Source organism: Dyella kyungheensis, from assembly GCF_016905005.1.
In the GTDB taxonomy this organism is placed as follows: domain Bacteria; phylum Pseudomonadota; class Gammaproteobacteria; order Xanthomonadales; family Rhodanobacteraceae; genus Dyella; species Dyella kyungheensis.
Map to the genome: position 1 here is coordinate 322,048 of NZ_JADIKC010000005.1, position 17,932 is coordinate 339,979.

Here is a 17,932-nt window from a genome sequence, read left to right on the forward strand (position 1 = left end):
GGCGGGCTGTCGTTGTGGCTTGCGCGCCTGGCTGGATTGCACCTTCATCAAGGCGGGATGTCATGGCACGCAAGAAATTGCTTGAGCTGTATCGCAACATTGGAATCATCGCGCACATCGATGCCGGCAAGACCACGACCACCGAGCGCATCCTGTACTACACGGGCAAGAAGCATCAGATCGTGGACGTGCACGACACCAAGGACGGCAAGGGTTCCACCACCACCGATTACCTCGAGCAGGAACGCAAGCGCGGCATCACCATCCAGTCGGCGGCTGTGTCCACCGAGTGGAAGGGTTACCAGATCAACCTGATCGATACGCCGGGCCACGTCGATTTCACCATCGAAGTGAATCGCAGCCTGCGCGTGCTCGACGGTGCCGTGGTGGTGTTCGACGGCGTCGCCGGGGTGGAGCCGCAGACCGAGACGAACTGGCGCCTGGCCGACCAGTACAACGTGCCGCGCGTGTGCTACGTCAACAAGATGGATCGCACCGGCGCGAACTTCGAGCATTGCGTGAAGGGCATCCGCGAGCGCCTGGGCGCCAGCGTGCTGCTGTGCCAGGTGCCGCTGGGCAGCCACGACGAATTCGTCGGCATGGCCGACCTGGTGGCGGGCGTGGGTTATCTCTGGAAGGGCGACGACAAGGACAGCCCGTGGGATACCGTGCCGCTCAATGAAATTGCCAGCCGCGTGAAGTTCACCACGGCGGCTGACCAGGCGTGGGTCGACAACCTGGAGAAACTGCGCCAAGAGACGCTGGAATACGCGCTGGCCATGGACGACGCCGCGTTCAACCGGCTGATCGAAACGGGCGAGTTCGATCCGGAGACCTTGAAGGCATGCATCCGCAAGGGCTGCGTGTCGGGCAAGCTGGTGCCGGTGTTCTGCGGTTCGTCGTATCGCAACAAGGGCGTGCAGCAGCTGCTGGATGGCGTGATCGATTACATGCCGTACCCCGGCGAGAACGGCGGCATCGCGCTGGTCGACGAGGACGGTCATGTGACCGGCGAACAGGGCGTGATCGACGATGCGCCGGCGCGCGCGCTGGCCTTCAAGGTGATCAACGACCAGTTCGGCACGCTCACCTTCTGCCGTGTGTATTCGGGTGTGATCAAGAAGGGCGACACGCTGCAGAACGTCACGCGCGGCAAGAAGGAGCGCATCGGCCGCATCGTCGAAGTGCAGGCCAACGCGACCAAGGAAATCGACGAGGTGCGCGCGGGCGACATCTGCGCCTTCGTCTCGCTCAAGGAAACCGAAACCGGCGACTCGCTGTCCGACCCGGCGCATCCGGCGCTGCTCGAACGCATGCGCTTCCCCGATCCGGTGATCAGCGTGTCGGTGGAACCCAAGACCCGCAACGACATCGACAAGATGTCGTCGGCGCTCTACAAGATGGTCAAGGCCGATCCGTCGCTGCGCCTGGAAATGGACAAGGAGACCGGCCAGACCGTGCTCAAGGGCATGGGCGAGCTGCACCTGGAGGTGACCATCGACCGCATGCGCACCGAGCTGGGCGTGGACGCGAACATGGGCAAGCCCAAGGTGAGCTTCCGCGAAGCGTTCGGCCGCAAGGTGGAGCACACCTATACGCACAAGAAGCAGTCGGGCGGCTCGGGCCAGTTTGCCGAGGTGACCATGGTCTTCGAGCCGGGCGAAACCGGTAGCGGCGTGGTGTTCTCCGACGAAATCGTCGGCGGCCGTGTGCCGCGTGAGTACATCCCGGCGGTGGAGCACGCGGTGAACGTGGAGTCGCGCGAGGGCCAGATCGCCGGCTACGAGGTGGTCGATTTCAAGGCGCGCCTGATCGACGGCAAGTTCCACGACGTCGACTCGTCCGCGCTGGCCTTCGAAATCGCCACCCGCCAGTGCTTCCGCGAAGCGCAGAAACTGAGCAAGCCCAAGCTGCTGGAGCCGGTGATGCGACTGGAAGTGGTGACCGAAGCCGATTACCTTGGCGATGTCATTGGCGACATCAACCGCCGCCGTGGCACGGTGAGCGACCAGGGGCAGAAGGGTGCGCAGGCGTTCGTGCAGGGCTTCGTGCCGCTGGCGGAAATGTTCGGCTACATCAACTTCCTGCGCTCGGCCACGCGCGGCCGCGGCACCTTCACCATGGAGTTCGACCACTACGAGGAAGTGCCCGCCAACATGGTGGACGCATTGATGGAGAAGGAAGCGAAGTAAAAAGGCGGGCGCCATGTCCTCGTGGCGCCCGCGGCGACATCGGAATGACATCCACAGGTGCATACTCGCAGGGTCAACAGCGGAGCAAATCTGATGAGCAAGACGAGCAAGACCAGCAAGGCCAAGGGCGACACCAGTGCCGCCAAGAACCGCCAGAAGGCGGCGCTCAACACGCCTTCCGCGCTCGGCGAGAAGGCCACGCGCGACATCTCCGGCGAGCTGAACGCGCTGCTGGCCGACATCCTGGCCCTGTACATGAAGACCAAGAACTTCCACTGGCACATGTCCGGTCCATACTTCCGCGACTACCACCTGCTGCTCGACGAGCAGTCGGACCAGATCTACGCCACGGTGGACCCGATCGCCGAGCGCGTGCGCAAGCTGGGCGGCACCACGCTGCGTTCGCTGGGCCATGCCAAGCGGCTGGCGCGCCTGTCCGACAACGATGCCGACTTCGTGACGCCGGACGACATGCTGGCCGAGCTGCGCGAGGACAACCAGCGTCTGGCCGGCTATATGCGTGCCACGCATGAGCTGTGCGACGAGTACAAGGACGTGGCCACGGCCAGCCTGCTGGAGAACTGGATCGACGAGGCCGAGCGCCGCGTGTGGTTCCTGTTCGAGACCAGCCGTCACGCCTGATCCATGGATACCCGTGGCGGCCGCGGGCTAGCCACGGGTATCGCTTTGGCGGATCACGGTGATCTTGCCGTTCGGTTCGAGCCGGGCTTCGGCGACGTCGCGCGCGTCGACCACGCCGCGTTTTCGCAGCGAGCGCTCGAAGGCGGGCATCGGCACGTCATGGCGGCGCAGTTCGTCTTGCAATAACTGCCCGTCGCGCACCAGCGTGGTGGGCTTGCCTTCGACCAGCCGGTTGAAGGCGGGCGATCGGGTGGCCGCCCAGGCGAACAGCCGATCGATCATCAATACCGTGGCGACACCGATAAAGGCGCCGCACAGCGAGTTGTCCTCGCCGACGATGGCCGCGCGCAGCGTGCCGCCGACCAGTACCAGCACGATGATGTCGAACGCCGACATTTCGCCGAACGAATGGCGGCCTGCCATGCGCATCAGGGCCAGCAGGCCCACATAAGCGATGGCGCCGCGGACTACGAAAGTCCACCAGGGCAGGGTGGGAAGCCAGTGGTCCATGTCGCCCTCCTCGATGCGTGCGTTGAACGTGGCGCATGCTGATCGGCGATACGCGCAAGACGCGTGCTGTTTTCATGAAAAGCATGGCCCGTGAGCGAATGCGCCGGCGGAAGTTCGCCGGCTCGTGACGTTGGTGTGAGCGTCGTTTTGATCTACGTCCAGGCCCGATCACATGCGCAAGGCATGTGCCTAACGGGCATGACAAGAAGATTCACCGATGACGAAAACGAAACGGGCTACTCGTGTTCGATAGTTTGCTGCGCTGGTGGCAGCACGATCCCTGGGCGCGCTTTGCGATGGCTGTTGGCGGCGCCCTGGTCGGCGCCGTGCTGTTGCGCGCGTTGGCCTACGCGACGCTTCGCCGGTCTGCGAAGCGACGTCCCCTGTTGGCGGATCTGCTGAGGCGTGCCAGTGCGCCGATGGAATGGCTGATTCCCCTGCTGATGATGGCGGTCGCCTTGCGCGTGTTGCCGGATGCCGATGTGTTTCCCGCATTCGTGCTGGTGCAGCACGCATTGGTCATCGCCTTGATGGTGGCGCTGACCTGGCTGGTGTTGCGCAGCCTGGGCGCCTTCGAACTGGCGGCGATACGCAAGTACCCGCTGGACGTCTCCGACAATCTTGCCGCCCGCCGCATGCTCACCCAGGTGCGCGTGTTGCGTCGCACCGCCGACGTGCTGGTGTTGATGCTCGGTGCGTCGGCCGTCCTGCTGACCATCCCCGGCGTGCGCCAGCTCGGTACGAGCCTGCTGGCCTCGGCGGGCGTGGCCGGCATCGTGCTGGGCATGGCCGCCAAGCCCGTGCTGAGCAATCTCATCGCGGGCCTGCAGATCGCGTTGACCCAACCGATCCGGCTGGATGACGTGGTGATCATCCAGGGTGAATGGGGGCGAATCGAAGAGATCACCGGGAGCTACGTGGTGGTGCGCATCTGGGACGAGCGGCGCATGGTGGTACCGCTCGGCTGGTTCATGGAAAACCCGTTCCAGAACTGGACGCGCAACAGCGCGCAGCTGATGGGCACGGTCTTCCTGTGGATGGATTTTGGCGTGCCCACCGAACCCTTGCGCGAAGAGCTGGGTCGCCTGTGCCGCGCGGCGGCGGAGTGGGATGGGCGCGTCTGTGTGCTGCAGGTCACCGACGCGGACGAGCGCGCCATGCAGTTGCGCGCCTTGGTGAGCTCGACCGACTCCGGGCGCAATTTCGACCTGCGCTGCAAGGTGCGCGAGGGACTTATCGCCTTCATCCAGTCGCGCTATCCGGAGGCCTTGCCGCGTCTGCGCACCGAGCTGTCCGATCATCGGGAGCGGGTCGAGACGCAGCAGACAGGCACCGCCGCCTGAGGGTCGCCGGAAGCCGCCGCGCCAAGCCCGCCCCATGGCTGGCGAGGTTGCCATGCATGGATCTTCGATCGCTGTAAAACAAACGCATGGCTATCGAAGCAGGCCCGTTTCCAGTGCCTGTATCGAATCCTGCGCACCCAGATCGTAGGCCTCATGCACCGTGGTTTTCGAGGTGCAGTCCCAGGTTGAAACAGGAATGCGTTGACTGGGCTGCCAGTAGGTTCGTCCGTGCCAGCGGAACAATGGCGGGAGTTTCGGATAGTGGCGGGTGAGCATCACCAGCGTGGTCGACCGCTCCTGTTCCGACTGGGGCGGAATCGGCGCGTTGTCCGTGTAGCCGCCATCGATCGCAGGTCCGCCGCCCACCGGACGGGCGGACATGATGGGTGGTGCCGACGCCGCCGCGATAAGAAGCGACTGCGCCATCTCGATATCGGAACAGTCGTTCAAGACCATGAAGTCCTGGCGAAGCCCGAACAGGCGAGGGAGGCGGGGGTGGATGCTGTTCCACAGGTATTTGTCGACGAGGTAGGCCACTGTTCCCGCGGCAACGGACCCTCTCATGCCCAGGAACCGCGCCGGCCGCGTGAGCGCAACGACAAGGCGTGACGACGAGTGGCGCAGCGTGTCGAAGGTGGTTTCGTTCAAGAACGCTTCGACCCATGCGGGGTACACGTGCTGGTGGGCAAATTTCAGCTTGAGTTTCGACAGGCTGGACCAGTCGAAGATCCTTGGATTGCTCGCATAGAGCTTCAGGCATGCCTGCAGTGCCGTGTCGGCGCCTTCCGCGAGAATGGAGGCAGCGACGGCGGCGCCCGCACTGGTGCCGACCAGTTGCGCGGGCAGGCGCATGCCTTGCTCCATCAAATGCCGTAGTGCGCCCGCCTGCCACCAGCATCGATTGCCGCCGCCGGCGAGCACCAGCGTGCTCATTCCGCTGAAGTCGAGTGCGCGGGTTTCCTCCACTTTGCCGAGCATGCTTCCCTTTCCTGCCTGAGTTCGTGTTCTACGCACGGAAGGGCAAGGATAGCGCTGCCGACTCAGGAAAAGCCTCGCCAGCGCGCCACCAGGCCGACGCCCTTGGTCACGGCGTTCGACAGCAGGCGCAGGTCCAGCGGCATGTCCGGTCGACGCACATCCAGCAGCAACGCCACGCGTGTCTGCTCGCTGCGGTTCCACACTTCATGCGGATAGGTGTCGTCCCACAGCAACTGCTCGCCGCTGCCCAGCCGGTGTTCGTCGCCGGCCAGCCATAGCACGGCGCCCGGCCGGCCATCGTCGGCCAGCGGCACTTCCAGGTTCAGCTGGTAACGCAGGATGCCGCGGAACGGTCCGCTGTGACGGGGGATGTGTTTGTGCGGCGCCAGGAAGGACAGCGTGGCCGACAGCACGTCGGGGCAGGTGGCCAGCAGCTCCGATAAAAACGGACAGCGGGCCTGGTTCGAAGGGAGGTCCTGCCCGTACACCTTGAGCAGGAACATGCGCCAGTCGCGCCCGTCGGTGGCCGAGATGTCCGCTTGCGCCGGCATGATCTCGTGGAAGCGCGGGATCGGCTGGCTGCTTTCGAGGATGGCCATGGCCTCGCCGCGAATCACTTCCCACGCGTCGTGGAAACGGCGTCCATTGGGGAACTGGGTGTCGATATCCAGCACGGGCGGAGTGCGGATGCGAGCGTCGTAGAGACGGCGGATGGCCCGTGATGACAGCTCATAGAGCGAATCCATCTTCGGTGTTCCTTTCTTCTTCTACTTGGTGGACTGGGGCCGTGCGTCTGCCTCCCCCGATAGCCACGTATCGCACGGTAGCGACAGGAATCTCCTCGTCAGGTGAACGCGCGAGAGGCCGGTCGGTCGACAACGCCTATCAGTTACTTCAGATGAAAAAACTCGCGTTTGCGGCTGTTTTTTCGTGAGATTTTTCTTGTATTTTACGTGACGTCACGTAAAATAGGCGGCACACAAGGAGGAGGCGTCATGGTTGATCCACGAGATCCGGGCACGCTTGCGTTGCCCTTGAATTTCAAGCGTCCGCGCGGACGTCCACGCAAGCCCAATGCCTTGACGGCGGCCGAGCGCGCTCGACGCTACCGGGCCAGAAAGAAAACCCTGTCGATGCACGTGGTGTCGCTCGCGGTGCATCAGGAAGTGATGCGCGAGCGCGATGGCGCCCTGTCTCAGGTGAGGCAGTTGCGCGCCGAGTTGGAGCACTTGCTGCAGCAGCTGCATCGCTGAGGCGATGCGCAACGGCCGTCACCTCGCGCACTCGGTCGGTGCGCGAGGCGGTGGCGCGTCCGTGCGTGTATCGCGCGGACGCGGCTGGGCTACCATCGGCCCACCTCACACGAGCGTTGCGGTGCCCATGCGCATGAAGCCTCGCGTTGTCGCTTTCTGGCTTGCCCTTACGCCGCTGGGCGCAGTTGCCGCCGCAGCCTCATCGAGCGTGCAGCCCTGGACGCCGCCGGGCGTGTCCAGCGACCTGTTCGAGTCGCATCCGGCCTTCGATCCGCGCACCGGCGAGCTGTACTTCGTGCGCAGCTCCAAGTCGTTTTCCGGCTGGCGCATTCTTCATTCGCATTGCGATGGCACGCGCTGGAGCGATCCGCTGCCTGCGGCTTTCGCCGCGCCGGGTGCGGAAGCCGATCCGTGGTTCACGCCGGATGGCCGCAGCGTGTATTACATCTCCACGCGCGCGACCGGCAGCATCAAGAGCAGGGATCTGGACATCTGGCGGGCCGACCGCGCAGCCGATGGCCACTGGAAAACGCCGGTACGTCTGCCCGCTCCGGTCAATTCGGAGGAGGCCGAATGGTTTCCGCGTCTGGCGCCGGATGGATGGCTGTACTTCGGTTCGAACCGGCCGGGCGGCCTGGGGAAGAACGACATCTGGCGTGCACGTGAAACCGAGTCTGGCGCATGGGTGGTCGAGAACGCCGGCCCCGCGATCAATACGGCCGGCGACGAATATGAGCCGTTACCTTCCCCGGACGGTGGGCGCCTGATCCTGATGGCCGACGGCGGACTCTACCAGTCACGCCTGGGCCTGCAGGGCTGGCTGCCGCGCAGGAAGCTGGGGCAGGAGGTCAACGTCAACGGCTCGGAAATCGGCGCACTGTTCTCGCCATCAGGGAAAACCCTGCTGTTCGCCCGCGACACCGGCGAACCGAAATCGGGCGAGTTCTTCGTCTGGCACATCGATGGACAGGAAGCGTGGCCGCCGCAGTGCGGTGCGGTGACCACGACGGCGTCGGCGCGGATCGAATGATGCCGATCGCCTATGCCTTCAGCGCAGCCTTCAACGCGTCGGCCTGCTTGGGGAACCATGGTCCGTTGCTTTCCAGCACATCGCTGGCCACCTTGCTGGCCTCATCGTCGCGATGCAGCGCCTTGAGTGCCTTCACGCGCTGCAGGGCCACGGCGAGCCGGTTGGCGCCATAGGCCTTGTCGGCTGCCTGCGAGAGATAGGGCAGGGCCTGCGCCGGTTTGCCGGTTTCCACCAGGTTGCGGCCATAGCGGTAGGCGTAGACGTAATCGTCCGGATACGCCGCGATCAGTTGTTGCTGGTAGTCGTCCAGCTCGGCCGTGCGCTTGGCGCGCAATAGATAGATGCGCAGGTTGTCGGCGAGATTGCGATCGCTGCCGAGTTTGTTGCCCAGGCGCTGCCGGGTTTGCGTGATGGCGCGGTCGAGGATGGCCGAGGCTGCCGCTGCATCCCCCAGTGCGTCATCCAGGTCGGCGCTGGCGAGCACGGCACTGCGCTGGTCCGCGCATGCGGGCGTGGCGATCAGCACCTGCGTGTTGACGTAGTGCTCGAGCGGCTGGCGTTGCGTGGCCAACAGGGTCTTGCGCTGGTCCGCCGGCAACCTGGCGCTGGCGTCGAGCAGGTTGTCCAGCACGTAGGGCCGCTGGCAACCGATCTCCTGGGCCAGCACTTTCTGTGCGCTGGCGATCACCGCTGCGTTGTCGTTCGCTGCCCGGGCCTTGGCCAGTGCGAGCTGATCGAGGGCGACCTGGACGCGCGCGTTCTTGCCCGCGTCCTGTTGTCGCGACGAAGACAGCGCGGCGAACCAAGCCAGGCCTTCGCCGCCCTCGGAGCGTGCCTGATACGCCTCCAGCACATCGGCCACGGCATCGGGCGCGCCGTTGGCGGCCTTCTGCTTGAGGCCGTCGAGGGTGTCGCCGCTGGCCAGGATGGCGTTGATCTTCGGATAGAACTTTTCGCGCGGCTGTTCCGCCGAAATACGCCCCAGTTCGTTGCCATGTTCGTCGAGCACGACATAGCTCGGCAGGAAGGAGGCGTGGAGTTTCTTCATCCAGGTCTGGCCGTCCGGCGAATCGGCATCGGCCTGTACCACGATGGCCTTGCGTTCCACGGCATTCCATTCGGCGCCGTTCAACACATGGCTGGCCATGTAGTAGCACGAGTAACACCACACCGCCTGGAAATCGACCAGCACCGGCCGATGCTGTGCGGCGGAAGCCTTCAACGCCTCGTCGATGGTCAGTGGCGTCTTTGCCTCGGCCGCATGCAGTCCGGCGGCGGGCAGGGCAGCAAGCAGCGCCGCGAGCAGCGGGGCCTTGGTGTGACGGAGGGCGTTGAGCATGGCGGCGGGTCGACGGCGGAAGTAGCGCTATGGAAGCCCGGACGCTGAACGATTGAAAGACTCCGGCAGATGAGCATTTCTCATGTCGGCATCACGCGGGGTTATAAGCCGCGTGGTGATTGGGCTGCCGGGTATGTGCGCCTGGGCGGCCGCGCAAAAAAAAGCCCGGCCCCGCGCGCCGAGAGGGGATTCGGCTGCGCACGACCGGGCGTGGAACGGCTTTCGTCAGGCGGTGACGGCTTCCTGCTCGATCTCTTCAACCGGCAGGCGGATCAGGTAATCGAAGGCGCTCAGCGAGGCCTTCGAGCCTTCGCCCATCGCGATCACGATCTGCTTGTACGGCACGGTGGTAACGTCGCCTGCGGCGAATACGCCCGGTACCGAGGTTTCACCGCGGGCGTCCACTTCGATCTCGTGGCGCGGCGACAACTGCACCGTGCCCTTCAGCCAGTCGGTGTTGGGCAGCAGGCCGATCTGCACGAACACGCCTTCGAGCGCCACCGAATGCGCCTGGCCGCTGCTGCGGTCGGTGTAGTTGAGACCGGTCACCTTCTGCTCGTCGCCCAGCACTTCGGTGGTCTGCGCGCTGACGATGATGGTGACGTTGGGCAGGCTGCGCAGCTTGCGCTGCAGGACTTCATCCGCACGCAGCTTGCTGTCGAATTCGAGCAGGGTGACGTGACCGACGATGCCGGCCAGGTCGATCGCCGCCTCAACGCCCGAATTGCCGCCGCCGATCACCGCCACGCGCTTGCCCTTGAACAGCGGGCCGTCGCAATGCGGGCAATAGGTGACGCCCTTGTTGCGGTATTCCTGCTCGCCCGGCACGTTCATGTTGCGCCAGCGCGCGCCGGTGGAAAGGATCACCGTCTTCGCCTTCAGCGTGGCGCCGTTGGCGAGGCGCACCTCATGCAGGCCGCCTTCGGTGGTGGCGGGAATGAGCTGCTCGGCACGCTGCAGGTTCATCACGTCCACGTCGTATTCGTGCACGTGCTGTTCCAGCGAGGCAGCCAGCTTGGGGCCTTCGGTGTACGGCACCGAGATGAAATTCTCGATTGCCATGGTGTCCAGCACCTGGCCGCCGAAACGCTCGGCGGCCACGCCGGTACGGATGCCTTTGCGCGCGGCGTAGATGGCCGCCGAAGCGCCGGCCGGGCCGCCGCCGACCACCAGCACGTCGAACGGTGCCTTGGTGTTTAGACGTTCGGCAGCGCGTGCATGCGCATTGGTGTCCAGGCGCGCGGCGATCTGTTCGATCTCCATGCGGCCGGTGTCGAAGAATTCGCCGTTGAGATAGACGGTGGGTACGGCCATCACCTGGCGCTCGTTCACTTCGTCCTGGAACAGCGCACCGTCGATCGCGACATGCGAGATGTTCGGATTGAGCACGCTCATCAGGTTCAGTGCCTGCACCGTGTCCGGGCAGCTGTGGCAGGAGAGCGACATGAACGTCTCGAAGCGATATTCGCCGTCGAGATTGCGCACCTGCTCGATCACTTCCTGCGAAGCCTTGGACGGATGACCGCCCACCTGCAGCAACGCCAGCACCAGCGAGGTGAACTCGTGGCCCATCGGGATGCCGGCGAAGCGCACGCTCACGTCGGTGCCGGTGCGATTGATCGCGAAGGAGGGCTTGCGCTTGTCGTTGCCGTCCAGGCGCAGGGACACCTTGTCGGACAGCGGCGCGATGTCTTCCAGCAGTTCCTTCAGCTCCTGCGAGCTTTCGCCCTGGTCGAGCGAAGCGACCAGCTCGATCGGGTGGACGACCTTTTCGAGATAGGCCTGCAACTGGGACTTCAGATCGGCATCCAACATGGTGAATTCATCCTTTATTCGGGGTGAGCGCTACCGCCGCCGCGGCCTTGGCCCGGCGTCGTGCGCATCGTGAATCGGGGAGAGCGGACCCGGCGGATCGCCGGGTCCAGGGCGGCCCGATGCAGCGGGCCGCAAGACAGGACAGCGATGAACTTAGATCTTGCCAACCAGGCTGAGCGACGGCTTCAGGGTCTTCTCGCCTTCCTTCCACTTGGCCGGGCACACTTCACCCGGGTGGGAGGCGACGTACTGCGCGGCCTTGACCTTGCGCAGCAGCTCCGACGCGTCACGGCCGATGCCGTTGTCGTGGATTTCGCACAGCTTGATCTGGCCTTCCGGGTTGATCAGGAAGGTGCCGCGCAGGGCCAGGCCTTCCTCTTCGATCATCACGTCGAAGTTGCGGGTGATCGCGCCGGTCGGATCGCCGATCATGGCGTAGTTCACCTTCTTGATCGCGTCGGACGTGTCGTGCCACGCCTTGTGCGCGAAGTGGGTGTCGGTCGATACGGCGTAGATGTCCACGCCCAGCTTCTGGAACTCGGCGTTGTGATCGGCCAGATCTTCCAGCTCCGTCGGGCAGACGAAGGTGAAGTCGGCGGGGTAGAACACCACCACGGACCACTTGCCCTTCAAGGAGGCATCGGTCACTTCGATAAACTGGCCATCCTTGTAAGCCTGGGCCTTGAACGGTTTGATTTCGGTGTTGATCAACGACATCGGTTGGTTTCCGTTGGTTGTGGTGGGTTGAGTAGTAAGACTACGGGGTTTGAATCCATAGGTCTAATTGATTGTTGGCATCAGGCTCATTGAGCCTGGCTATGGGTGGTCGGCCTGGAGCCTCATTTTGCCCCATCCGACGGGTCCGGAAGTGGTGGCGTCGGCGGCCGATGCAAGGCGCCGCCTCGGCCTGTTTCGGGCGCGATCCTCACGTCCATTTGGCACGAAGCGTTGCAACGTTCGCCTCATCGAAGTCGATCTCTTCACTCGGCAAAGGTGGCAGCGATGGTGGCATTGGCGACGGAGTACGTGCTCGAAGTGCATCACTGGAACGATAGCCTCTTCAGTTTCCGTACCACGCGGGACCCCGGTTTTCGCTTCGACAGCGGACACTTCGTGATGCTGGGGCTGGAGGTGGAAGGCAAGCCGCTGATGCGCGCGTATTCGATTGCCAGCGCCAACTACGAGGAACACCTGGAATTCGTCAGCATCAAGGTGCAGGACGGGCCGCTCACGTCGCGCCTGCAGCACCTGAAGCCCGGCGATCCCATCATGGTCAGCCGCAAACCCACCGGCACGCTGGTGTTGAACGACCTGAAGCCGGGCAAGCATCTGTACCTGCTGGGCACGGGCACCGGCCTGGCGCCCTTCCTGAGCATCGTGCGCGATCCGGAGGCCTACCAGCGCTTCGACAAGATCGTGCTGGCCCATGGCGTGCGCCGCATCAGCGACCTGGTGTTTGCCCAATACCTGGAGCAACAGCTGCCCGCGCACGATTACCTGGGCGAACTGGTGCGCGACAAATTGGTGTATTACCCCAGCGTCACGCGCGAACCGTTTCGCCACCGCGGGCGTCTGACGGATGCGATCGTGGATGCGCGCATGAGCGATTTTGCGGGCCTGCCGCCGCTCAACCCCGAGACCGACCGGGTGATGCTGTGCGGCAGCCAGGCCATGCTGGACGACACCAGTGCCTTGCTGGATGGCCGCGGTTTCCGCGCCTCGCCGCGGACGCGCGAGCCGGGCGACTATGTGATCGAGCGTGCGTTCGTCGAACGGTGAACGCACGTGGTAGGAGGCAATGAGATGAGCATGCAGCGGCTGGCCATTCTCGGTTCCACCGGCTCCATCGGCACCAGTACGCTGGACGTGGCGGCGCGTCACCCGGATCGGTTCCGCGTGTTTGCGCTGACCGCCCATCAGCGTATCGACCGCCTGTTCGAGCAGTGCCTGGCGTTTCTTCCGGAAATCGCCGTGGTCGGCGATGCCCACGGCGCGGCCGAACTCGAACAGAAGTTGCGTGCGGCGCGCTTGAACACCGAAGTGGCCTACGGCCCGCAGGCATTGAGCGCGGTGGCGAGCTCGTCCGGATGCGACGCGGTGGTGGCGGCGATCGTGGGCGGTGCAGGGCTTGCTTCATCGCTGGCCGCGGCGCGCGCCGGCAAGAAGATCCTGTTGGCGAACAAGGAGGCGCTGGTGATGTCCGGCGCGCTGTTCATGCGCACGGTGGCGCAACACGGCGCCACCTTGTTGCCGCTGGACAGCGAGCACAACGCCATCTTCCAGTGCCTGAGCACCGGCTCGTGCAGGGGCACCGGGGTGGAGCGACTGATCCTCACCGCCTCCGGCGGCCCGTTCCTGCAGCGGGAACTGGACACGCTCGACGGGGTGACGCCCGAGCAGGCATGCAAGCATCCGAACTGGGTGATGGGACGCAAGATATCCGTCGATTCCGCCACCATGATGAACAAGGGGCTGGAAACCATCGAGGCGCGCTGGTTGTTCGACATGCCGCCCGAACGCATCGAGGTGTTGATCCATCCGCAGAGCGTGATCCATTCGATGGTGGCGTATGCCGACCAGTCGGTGCTCGCGCAGCTGGGCAATCCGGACATGCGCACGCCGATTGCGCATGCCATGGCCTATCCCCAGCGTGTCGACTCCGGTGTGGCGCCGCTGGATCTCACGCGCATGGCCAACCTGAGTTTCCATACGCCCGATCTCGCGCGCTTCCCCTGCCTGCGGCTGGGATTGCAGGTGCTGCGCGACGGTTGCACGGCCAGCGTCACCCTCAACGCAGCCAACGAGATCGCCGTGGACGCGTTCCTGCACGAGAAGCTCCGCTTTACCGATATCGCGCGCCTGGTCGAGCGGACGCTGGATCGCCTGCCGCCGCTGGCCGGCTCCGCGACGCTGGAAGACATTCTTGCCGCGGACGAACTTGCACGCGCGACGGCGCGCCAGTTCATCGCGCAACTGCCGACGATTCGCCAGGCCGTCGGCGCCGTTCATTGATGTGATGTGGAGTGGTTGACGTGAGTGAAGCCTTTCAACTGTGGCCTGCCTCGAACGGCATCGCCGCGAGCGCGGAGCCGCTCAGCACCTGGATGCCACGGATCGTGCAGCGCACCGAGCGGGCGCTGGAGCACTACCTGCCGTCCAGCGACACGCCGCCGACGACGCTGCACGACGGCATGCGCTACGCCACGCTGGGCGGCGGCAAGCGCTTGCGCGCATTGCTGTGCCATGCGGCGGGCGAGCTGGTGGAGGCGGATCCGGCCATCCTCGATGGTGCCGCCAGCGCCATCGAAATGATCCATGCCTATTCGCTGGTGCACGACGACCTGCCGGCGATGGACAACGATCTGCTGCGTCGTGGCCAGCCCACGGTGCATGTGCGCTACGGCGAGGCCATGGCCATCCTGGTAGGCGACGGGCTGCAGGCGCAGGCGTTTGCCGTGCTTGGCGATCTTCCCGCCACGCCGATCCAGCGGGTCGCGTTGTTGAAGGAACTGGCGAGCGCCAGCAGTTCGCTGGGCATGGTGGGCGGGCAGGCGATCGACCTGGCCAGCGTGGGCCGCGTGTTGGCGCGCGAGCAGCTCGAACAGATGCATCGGCTCAAGACGGGTGCGTTGCTGCGGGCTTCCATCTTCATGGGCGCGCACTGCGGCCCCTTGCCGTTGTCCGGGGAATTGCATGCGGCGCTAGACGTCTACCAGCGTGCCGTGGGCCTGGCCTTCCAGGTGGTGGACGACATCCTCGACGTCACCACCGACGCCGCCACGCTGGGCAAGACGCCGGGCAAGGATGCGCAGGACAACAAACCCACCTATGTGTCGCTGCTAGGCCTGGATGCGTCCCGCGCACTCGCAGGCGACCTCGGCGAGCGCGCCCATGCGGCACTCGCGCCCCTGGGCGAGCGTGCCATGCACCTGCATGAGCTGGCCGACATGGTCGTGCACCGCATCCGCTAAGGCACCCGTTCAAAATCTCGGCCGAACGACCATTTCCCTCAGCGTCATTCCGGCGTAGGCCGGAATCCAGTAGCGAGGGTGCAAGGTCTTCGCGAAAACCCTGTACAGCGGCTACTGGATTCCGGCCTACGCCGGAATGACGAGCGAGAGAGGAACGCCCCGACATGGGTTGGTTCACGTATTAGCAAGCGGCTCTTTGCACGTCCCAATCGAATAAAGCATTGCCGGCAAAAACGCGAAGGTGGAGAGCAGCACGGCAAGCAGGCTCAGCAGCAGCACCGTGCCCATGCTGGCCGTGCCCGGATGGCGCGCGATGGCCAGGCTGCCGAACGCCGTGCCGGTGGTGAGCGCGGAAAACAGGATGGCGCGCGCGGTGGGCGAGCCGAGGAACTGGTGCATGCCGTGTCGCCAGTTCATCACGAAATAGATGTTGAACGACACCCCCACACCCAGCAGCAGCGGCAGCGCAATGATGTTGGCGAAGTTGATGGAGATGCCGCACAGCCGCGCGAACAACGCGGTAAGCAGGGCCGACATCAGCAACGTGGCCAGCACCAGCCCTGCATCGCGCACGCGGCGCAACACCAGCATCAGCACGATGGCGATGGCGGTGATGGCATAGACGGCCGCTTCGCGGAACGCGATGAGGATGGTGTCGGCGGCCCGGATCGTGTCGACGGCGGAACCGGCGGCGTCCGGCGCGGCCTGCTGCACGACCTGCACGAAGTGGCGCAAGCCCGCCGTGCTCTGTGCCTGGACCGTCGGTGTCACCTGCACGCGCACGCGCCCATCGGCGGCGAACCAATCGCGTCTCACCTCGGGCGGCAGATTCTGCAGGGTGATGGCGGTAGCCGACAGCGAGTCGGCGAGCTGGTGCAGCGTATAGGGCAGGAACTGGGTCAGCGCCTGATTGGCGGTCGCCGCCTGTTGATCCGTGCCATGCGACAAGCCGGCCAGCGCGCGGCCGATCCGGCGCAGCGGCGAGTTGGCCGGCAGCTTGTCGGCCACGCTGGCAATTCCTTCGCTGGTGTCCTTGGCGGCGTCGCGTATCTGGGCATAGCTGGGTGGCGCGATCTTCTCGCCCGGATTGAGCACGGCGAACATCAGGTCGGACGCCTGCTGCAGCTGGTCGAGCTTGTCGGCTTGTCCGGTGGGGACGAAGTCGACGCCCGAAACCACCTGTGCCACTTCCGGCAGCTTGCCCAGGCGTTCGCTCAACGCCTTGGCGGTGGGCAGGTCCTTGACCAGAATGTCCATGGTGAATGGGTTGGTGTTGGGATCTTCCATCAGCGACTTGAGCGTGCGCATCGCTTCGCTGTTTTCATTCTTGGTATGCAGCGGATTGGCGTCGAACGGAATGGTGATGGCACACCAGATGCCTACCGCGCCCAGCACGGCGAAAACGATCTGCACCGCCTTGCTGTGACGCGCCAGCCACGCATCCGCCGCGGCGCCGCCGGGCAACGCCACTTCCGCGTGCGGCGATCCCTTCGACAGAAGATGCAACAGCGCCGGCAGCACGGTGAGCGTGCACAGCAGCGCCAGCAACATGCCGACGCCCGCAATGATGCCGAGCTCCGCCACGCCGGTGAAATCCGTGGGCGCGAACGCGAGGAAGCCGCAGGCAGTGGCCAGGGCGGCAAGACCTACCTGGCTGACGACGCGGTTGGCGGTCTCGTGCAACGAGTCGTCGAAGGTGCGGTCGCTGTACTGGCGCGCGTGCAGGCGCACACCCAACTGGATGCCGAAATCCACCGCCAGGCCCACGAACAGCACGGCAAAGGCGACCGAGACCAGGTTGAGGCGTCCCACTGCGAACGCGGCAAAGCCCACCGTGTAAATCAGACCCACGATCAGCGTGATGATGACCGGCACGATCAGCCGCCAGGTGCCCAGGGCCAGCACCAGCCAGAACACCAGCAGCAGGCTGCTGCCGATGGCGATCGGGCCCGCGCGATCGGTCAGCGAGGCGAACTCCTCATCCGCCAGCGGTACCGAGCCGGTGTAATTGACGTGTACGCGGCCGGACTTCACCTCGGGCAAGGTGTCGGCCAGCTTCAGCATGGCCTCGGTGGCCGCGGCTCCCGGTTCGAGCGCGGTGTGATCGAGCACGGGATGAATCAGGATGAATTCCTGGCCACCGTTGCTGTTCACCAGGTTGGGCGTCAGCAGCGCCTGCCAGGACAGCGGCGCGTTCTTGCCGGCCAGCGAATCCTCCATCGTTTGCGCCACATTGCCGAGCGCCGAGTCGTACGACGACAGGTCGTTGGCCATGCCGCGGCGCACGCCTTCCACCATCAGGTCGATGCCGTTGAACAAGCCCCGCGCGGACGGATCCTTGGCCAGCGGGCCGAGCAGCGGCTGCGCCTGCAGCATGCTGTCGAGCGTGCTTTGCAGCTCGTCCTGCGGCAGCAGCAACAATCCCTCGCGGTTGAAGAACGGACTGATGCCCGGTGTGGTCGATGAGTGGAAGTGCAGCGTGTCCGCCTGCAGCTTGGCGTTCAATGCCTCCGCCGCGATGCGCGCTTCCTCCGGCGTGGGCGCGCGCACCACGGCGGTGAGGGTGTCGCTGAACTGCGGGAACTGTCGCGCGAAGGCCTGGCTCTGTTGCCGCCAGGCGAGTTTCTCGGAGAACAGATGGTCCGCATCGGTGTCGATGCTCAGCTTGCTGGATGCTCCCCACAGGCTCAGTACCACCAGCAGCAGCGCCAGCGACAGCACCATGAGGTAGTGACGACCGCTGCGGTCGACCAGCCAGACCAGGCCTTTATGGATCGCTCTGAACACGCCGTCGGGCCTCCAGGCTTCGATGCCGCCGGCGCTCCGTCGAGGCCAGGCCTGGCATCCGAGTACAAGGTG

General features: G+C 64.9%; 15 protein-coding genes. 8 read left to right on the forward strand and 7 right to left on the reverse strand.

What is annotated here, in order from left to right; translation table 11 throughout:
• The first annotated feature begins 62 nt into the window (after nucleotides 1–62).
• Together fusA and ISP20_RS12835 are read left to right on the forward strand one after the other, a co-directional pair.
• On the forward strand, nucleotides 63–2,192 hold the full coding sequence (gene fusA / locus ISP20_RS12830; RefSeq protein WP_204636481.1) for an elongation factor G: 2,130 nt from the start codon (nucleotides 63–65) through the stop codon (nucleotides 2,190–2,192).
• A 93-nt stretch (nucleotides 2,193–2,285) separates the two neighbouring features.
• Complete coding sequence (locus ISP20_RS12835; RefSeq protein WP_204636482.1) at nucleotides 2,286–2,834, forward strand: Dps family protein; 549 nt, start codon at nucleotides 2,286–2,288, stop codon at nucleotides 2,832–2,834.
• Between the two features lie 27 nt (nucleotides 2,835–2,861).
• Here the strand turns inward: ISP20_RS12835 and ISP20_RS12840 are convergent, their stop codons facing one another.
• Nucleotides 2,862–3,344: a DUF421 domain-containing protein gene (locus ISP20_RS12840; RefSeq protein ID WP_204636483.1), complete on the reverse strand. Its 483-nt coding sequence runs from the start codon at nucleotides 3,342–3,344 to the stop codon at nucleotides 2,862–2,864.
• A gap of 242 nt (nucleotides 3,345–3,586) precedes the next feature.
• Here ISP20_RS12840 and ISP20_RS12845 point away from each other — a divergent pair, with 242 nt between their 5' ends.
• Nucleotides 3,587–4,687 (forward strand): mechanosensitive ion channel family protein, encoded by a 1,101-nt coding sequence (locus ISP20_RS12845; RefSeq protein WP_338030998.1) that lies wholly within the window; start codon nucleotides 3,587–3,589, stop codon nucleotides 4,685–4,687.
• Nucleotides 4,688–4,777: 90 nt separating this feature from the next.
• Here the strand turns inward: ISP20_RS12845 and ISP20_RS12850 are convergent, their stop codons facing one another.
• Complete coding sequence (locus tag ISP20_RS12850) at nucleotides 4,778–5,665, reverse strand: patatin-like phospholipase family protein (protein WP_204636484.1); 888 nt, start codon at nucleotides 5,663–5,665, stop codon at nucleotides 4,778–4,780.
• A gap of 62 nt (nucleotides 5,666–5,727) precedes the next feature.
• Nucleotides 5,728–6,411 (reverse strand): aspartyl/asparaginyl beta-hydroxylase domain-containing protein, encoded by a 684-nt coding sequence (locus tag ISP20_RS12855; RefSeq protein WP_204636485.1) that lies wholly within the window; start codon nucleotides 6,409–6,411, stop codon nucleotides 5,728–5,730.
• 249 nt (nucleotides 6,412–6,660) lie between these two features.
• On the opposite strand from ISP20_RS12855, the gene ISP20_RS12860 reads away from it, so the two are divergent.
• Together ISP20_RS12860 and ISP20_RS12865 are read left to right on the forward strand one after the other, a co-directional pair.
• A complete protein-coding gene (locus ISP20_RS12860) occupies nucleotides 6,661–6,918 on the forward strand; it encodes a hypothetical protein (RefSeq protein ID WP_204636486.1) in 258 nt (85 codons plus the stop codon).
• 133 nt (nucleotides 6,919–7,051) lie between these two features.
• On the forward strand, nucleotides 7,052–7,948 hold the full coding sequence (locus tag ISP20_RS12865; RefSeq protein ID WP_239535768.1) for a TolB family protein: 897 nt from the start codon (nucleotides 7,052–7,054) through the stop codon (nucleotides 7,946–7,948).
• A 10-nt stretch (nucleotides 7,949–7,958) separates the two neighbouring features.
• Here ISP20_RS12865 and ISP20_RS12870 read toward each other — a convergent pair whose 3' ends face one another.
• The 3 genes from ISP20_RS12870 to ahpC form a co-directional block, all read right to left on the reverse strand.
• Nucleotides 7,959–9,287 (reverse strand): thioredoxin family protein, encoded by a 1,329-nt coding sequence (locus ISP20_RS12870; RefSeq protein ID WP_204636488.1) that lies wholly within the window; start codon nucleotides 9,285–9,287, stop codon nucleotides 7,959–7,961.
• 225 nt (nucleotides 9,288–9,512) lie between these two features.
• A complete protein-coding gene (ahpF, locus tag ISP20_RS12875; RefSeq protein WP_204636489.1) occupies nucleotides 9,513–11,102 on the reverse strand; it encodes an alkyl hydroperoxide reductase subunit F in 1,590 nt (529 codons plus the stop codon).
• 153 nt (nucleotides 11,103–11,255) lie between these two features.
• Nucleotides 11,256–11,819, reverse strand: coding sequence for an alkyl hydroperoxide reductase subunit C (gene ahpC, locus ISP20_RS12880; protein WP_204636490.1), 564 nt, complete (start codon nucleotides 11,817–11,819; stop codon nucleotides 11,256–11,258).
• 285 nt (nucleotides 11,820–12,104) lie between these two features.
• Between ahpC and ISP20_RS12885 the strand changes: the two genes are divergently transcribed.
• The 3 genes from ISP20_RS12885 to ISP20_RS12895 are packed head-to-tail and all read left to right on the forward strand — an operon-like array spanning nucleotide 12,105 to nucleotide 15,073.
• Complete coding sequence (locus tag ISP20_RS12885) at nucleotides 12,105–12,881, forward strand: ferredoxin--NADP reductase (RefSeq protein ID WP_204636491.1); 777 nt, start codon at nucleotides 12,105–12,107, stop codon at nucleotides 12,879–12,881.
• Between the two features lie 30 nt (nucleotides 12,882–12,911).
• Complete coding sequence (gene ispC, locus ISP20_RS12890; RefSeq protein WP_204636638.1) at nucleotides 12,912–14,114, forward strand: 1-deoxy-D-xylulose-5-phosphate reductoisomerase; 1,203 nt, start codon at nucleotides 12,912–12,914, stop codon at nucleotides 14,112–14,114.
• 20 nt (nucleotides 14,115–14,134) lie between these two features.
• The gene (locus ISP20_RS12895) at nucleotides 14,135–15,073 is read left to right on the forward strand and encodes a farnesyl diphosphate synthase (RefSeq protein ID WP_204636492.1); all 939 of its coding nucleotides are present in this window, start codon (nucleotides 14,135–14,137) and stop codon (nucleotides 15,071–15,073) included.
• Between the two features lie 174 nt (nucleotides 15,074–15,247).
• On the opposite strand, the gene ISP20_RS12900 is transcribed toward ISP20_RS12895, so the two are convergent.
• A complete protein-coding gene (locus ISP20_RS12900; RefSeq protein ID WP_204636493.1) occupies nucleotides 15,248–17,860 on the reverse strand; it encodes an MMPL family transporter in 2,613 nt (870 codons plus the stop codon).
• Between the last annotated feature and the right edge of the window lie 72 nt (nucleotides 17,861–17,932).

Excerpts from the sequence above, each read along its gene's own strand:
- fusA (WP_204636481.1), top strand. The coding sequence starts at position 63 with ATGGCACGCAAGAAATTGCTTGAGCTGTATCGCAACATTGGAATCATC.
- ISP20_RS12835 (WP_204636482.1), top strand. The coding sequence starts at position 2,286 with ATGAGCAAGACGAGCAAGACCAGCAAGGCCAAGGGCGACACCAGTGCC.
- ISP20_RS12840 (WP_204636483.1), bottom strand. The coding sequence starts at position 3,344 with ATGGACCACTGGCTTCCCACCCTGCCCTGGTGGACTTTCGTAGTCCGC.
- ISP20_RS12850 (WP_204636484.1), bottom strand. The coding sequence starts at position 5,665 with ATGCTCGGCAAAGTGGAGGAAACCCGCGCACTCGACTTCAGCGGAATG.
- ISP20_RS12855 (WP_204636485.1), bottom strand. The coding sequence starts at position 6,411 with ATGGATTCGCTCTATGAGCTGTCATCACGGGCCATCCGCCGTCTCTAC.
- ISP20_RS12860 (WP_204636486.1), top strand. The coding sequence starts at position 6,661 with ATGGTTGATCCACGAGATCCGGGCACGCTTGCGTTGCCCTTGAATTTC.
- ISP20_RS12865 (WP_239535768.1), top strand. The coding sequence starts at position 7,052 with ATGAAGCCTCGCGTTGTCGCTTTCTGGCTTGCCCTTACGCCGCTGGGC.
- ISP20_RS12870 (WP_204636488.1), bottom strand. The coding sequence starts at position 9,287 with ATGCTCAACGCCCTCCGTCACACCAAGGCCCCGCTGCTCGCGGCGCTG.
- ahpF (WP_204636489.1), bottom strand. The coding sequence starts at position 11,102 with ATGTTGGATGCCGATCTGAAGTCCCAGTTGCAGGCCTATCTCGAAAAG.
- ahpC (WP_204636490.1), bottom strand. The coding sequence starts at position 11,819 with ATGTCGTTGATCAACACCGAAATCAAACCGTTCAAGGCCCAGGCTTAC.
- ISP20_RS12885 (WP_204636491.1), top strand. The coding sequence starts at position 12,105 with ATGGTGGCATTGGCGACGGAGTACGTGCTCGAAGTGCATCACTGGAAC.
- ispC (WP_204636638.1), top strand. The coding sequence starts at position 12,912 with ATGCAGCGGCTGGCCATTCTCGGTTCCACCGGCTCCATCGGCACCAGT.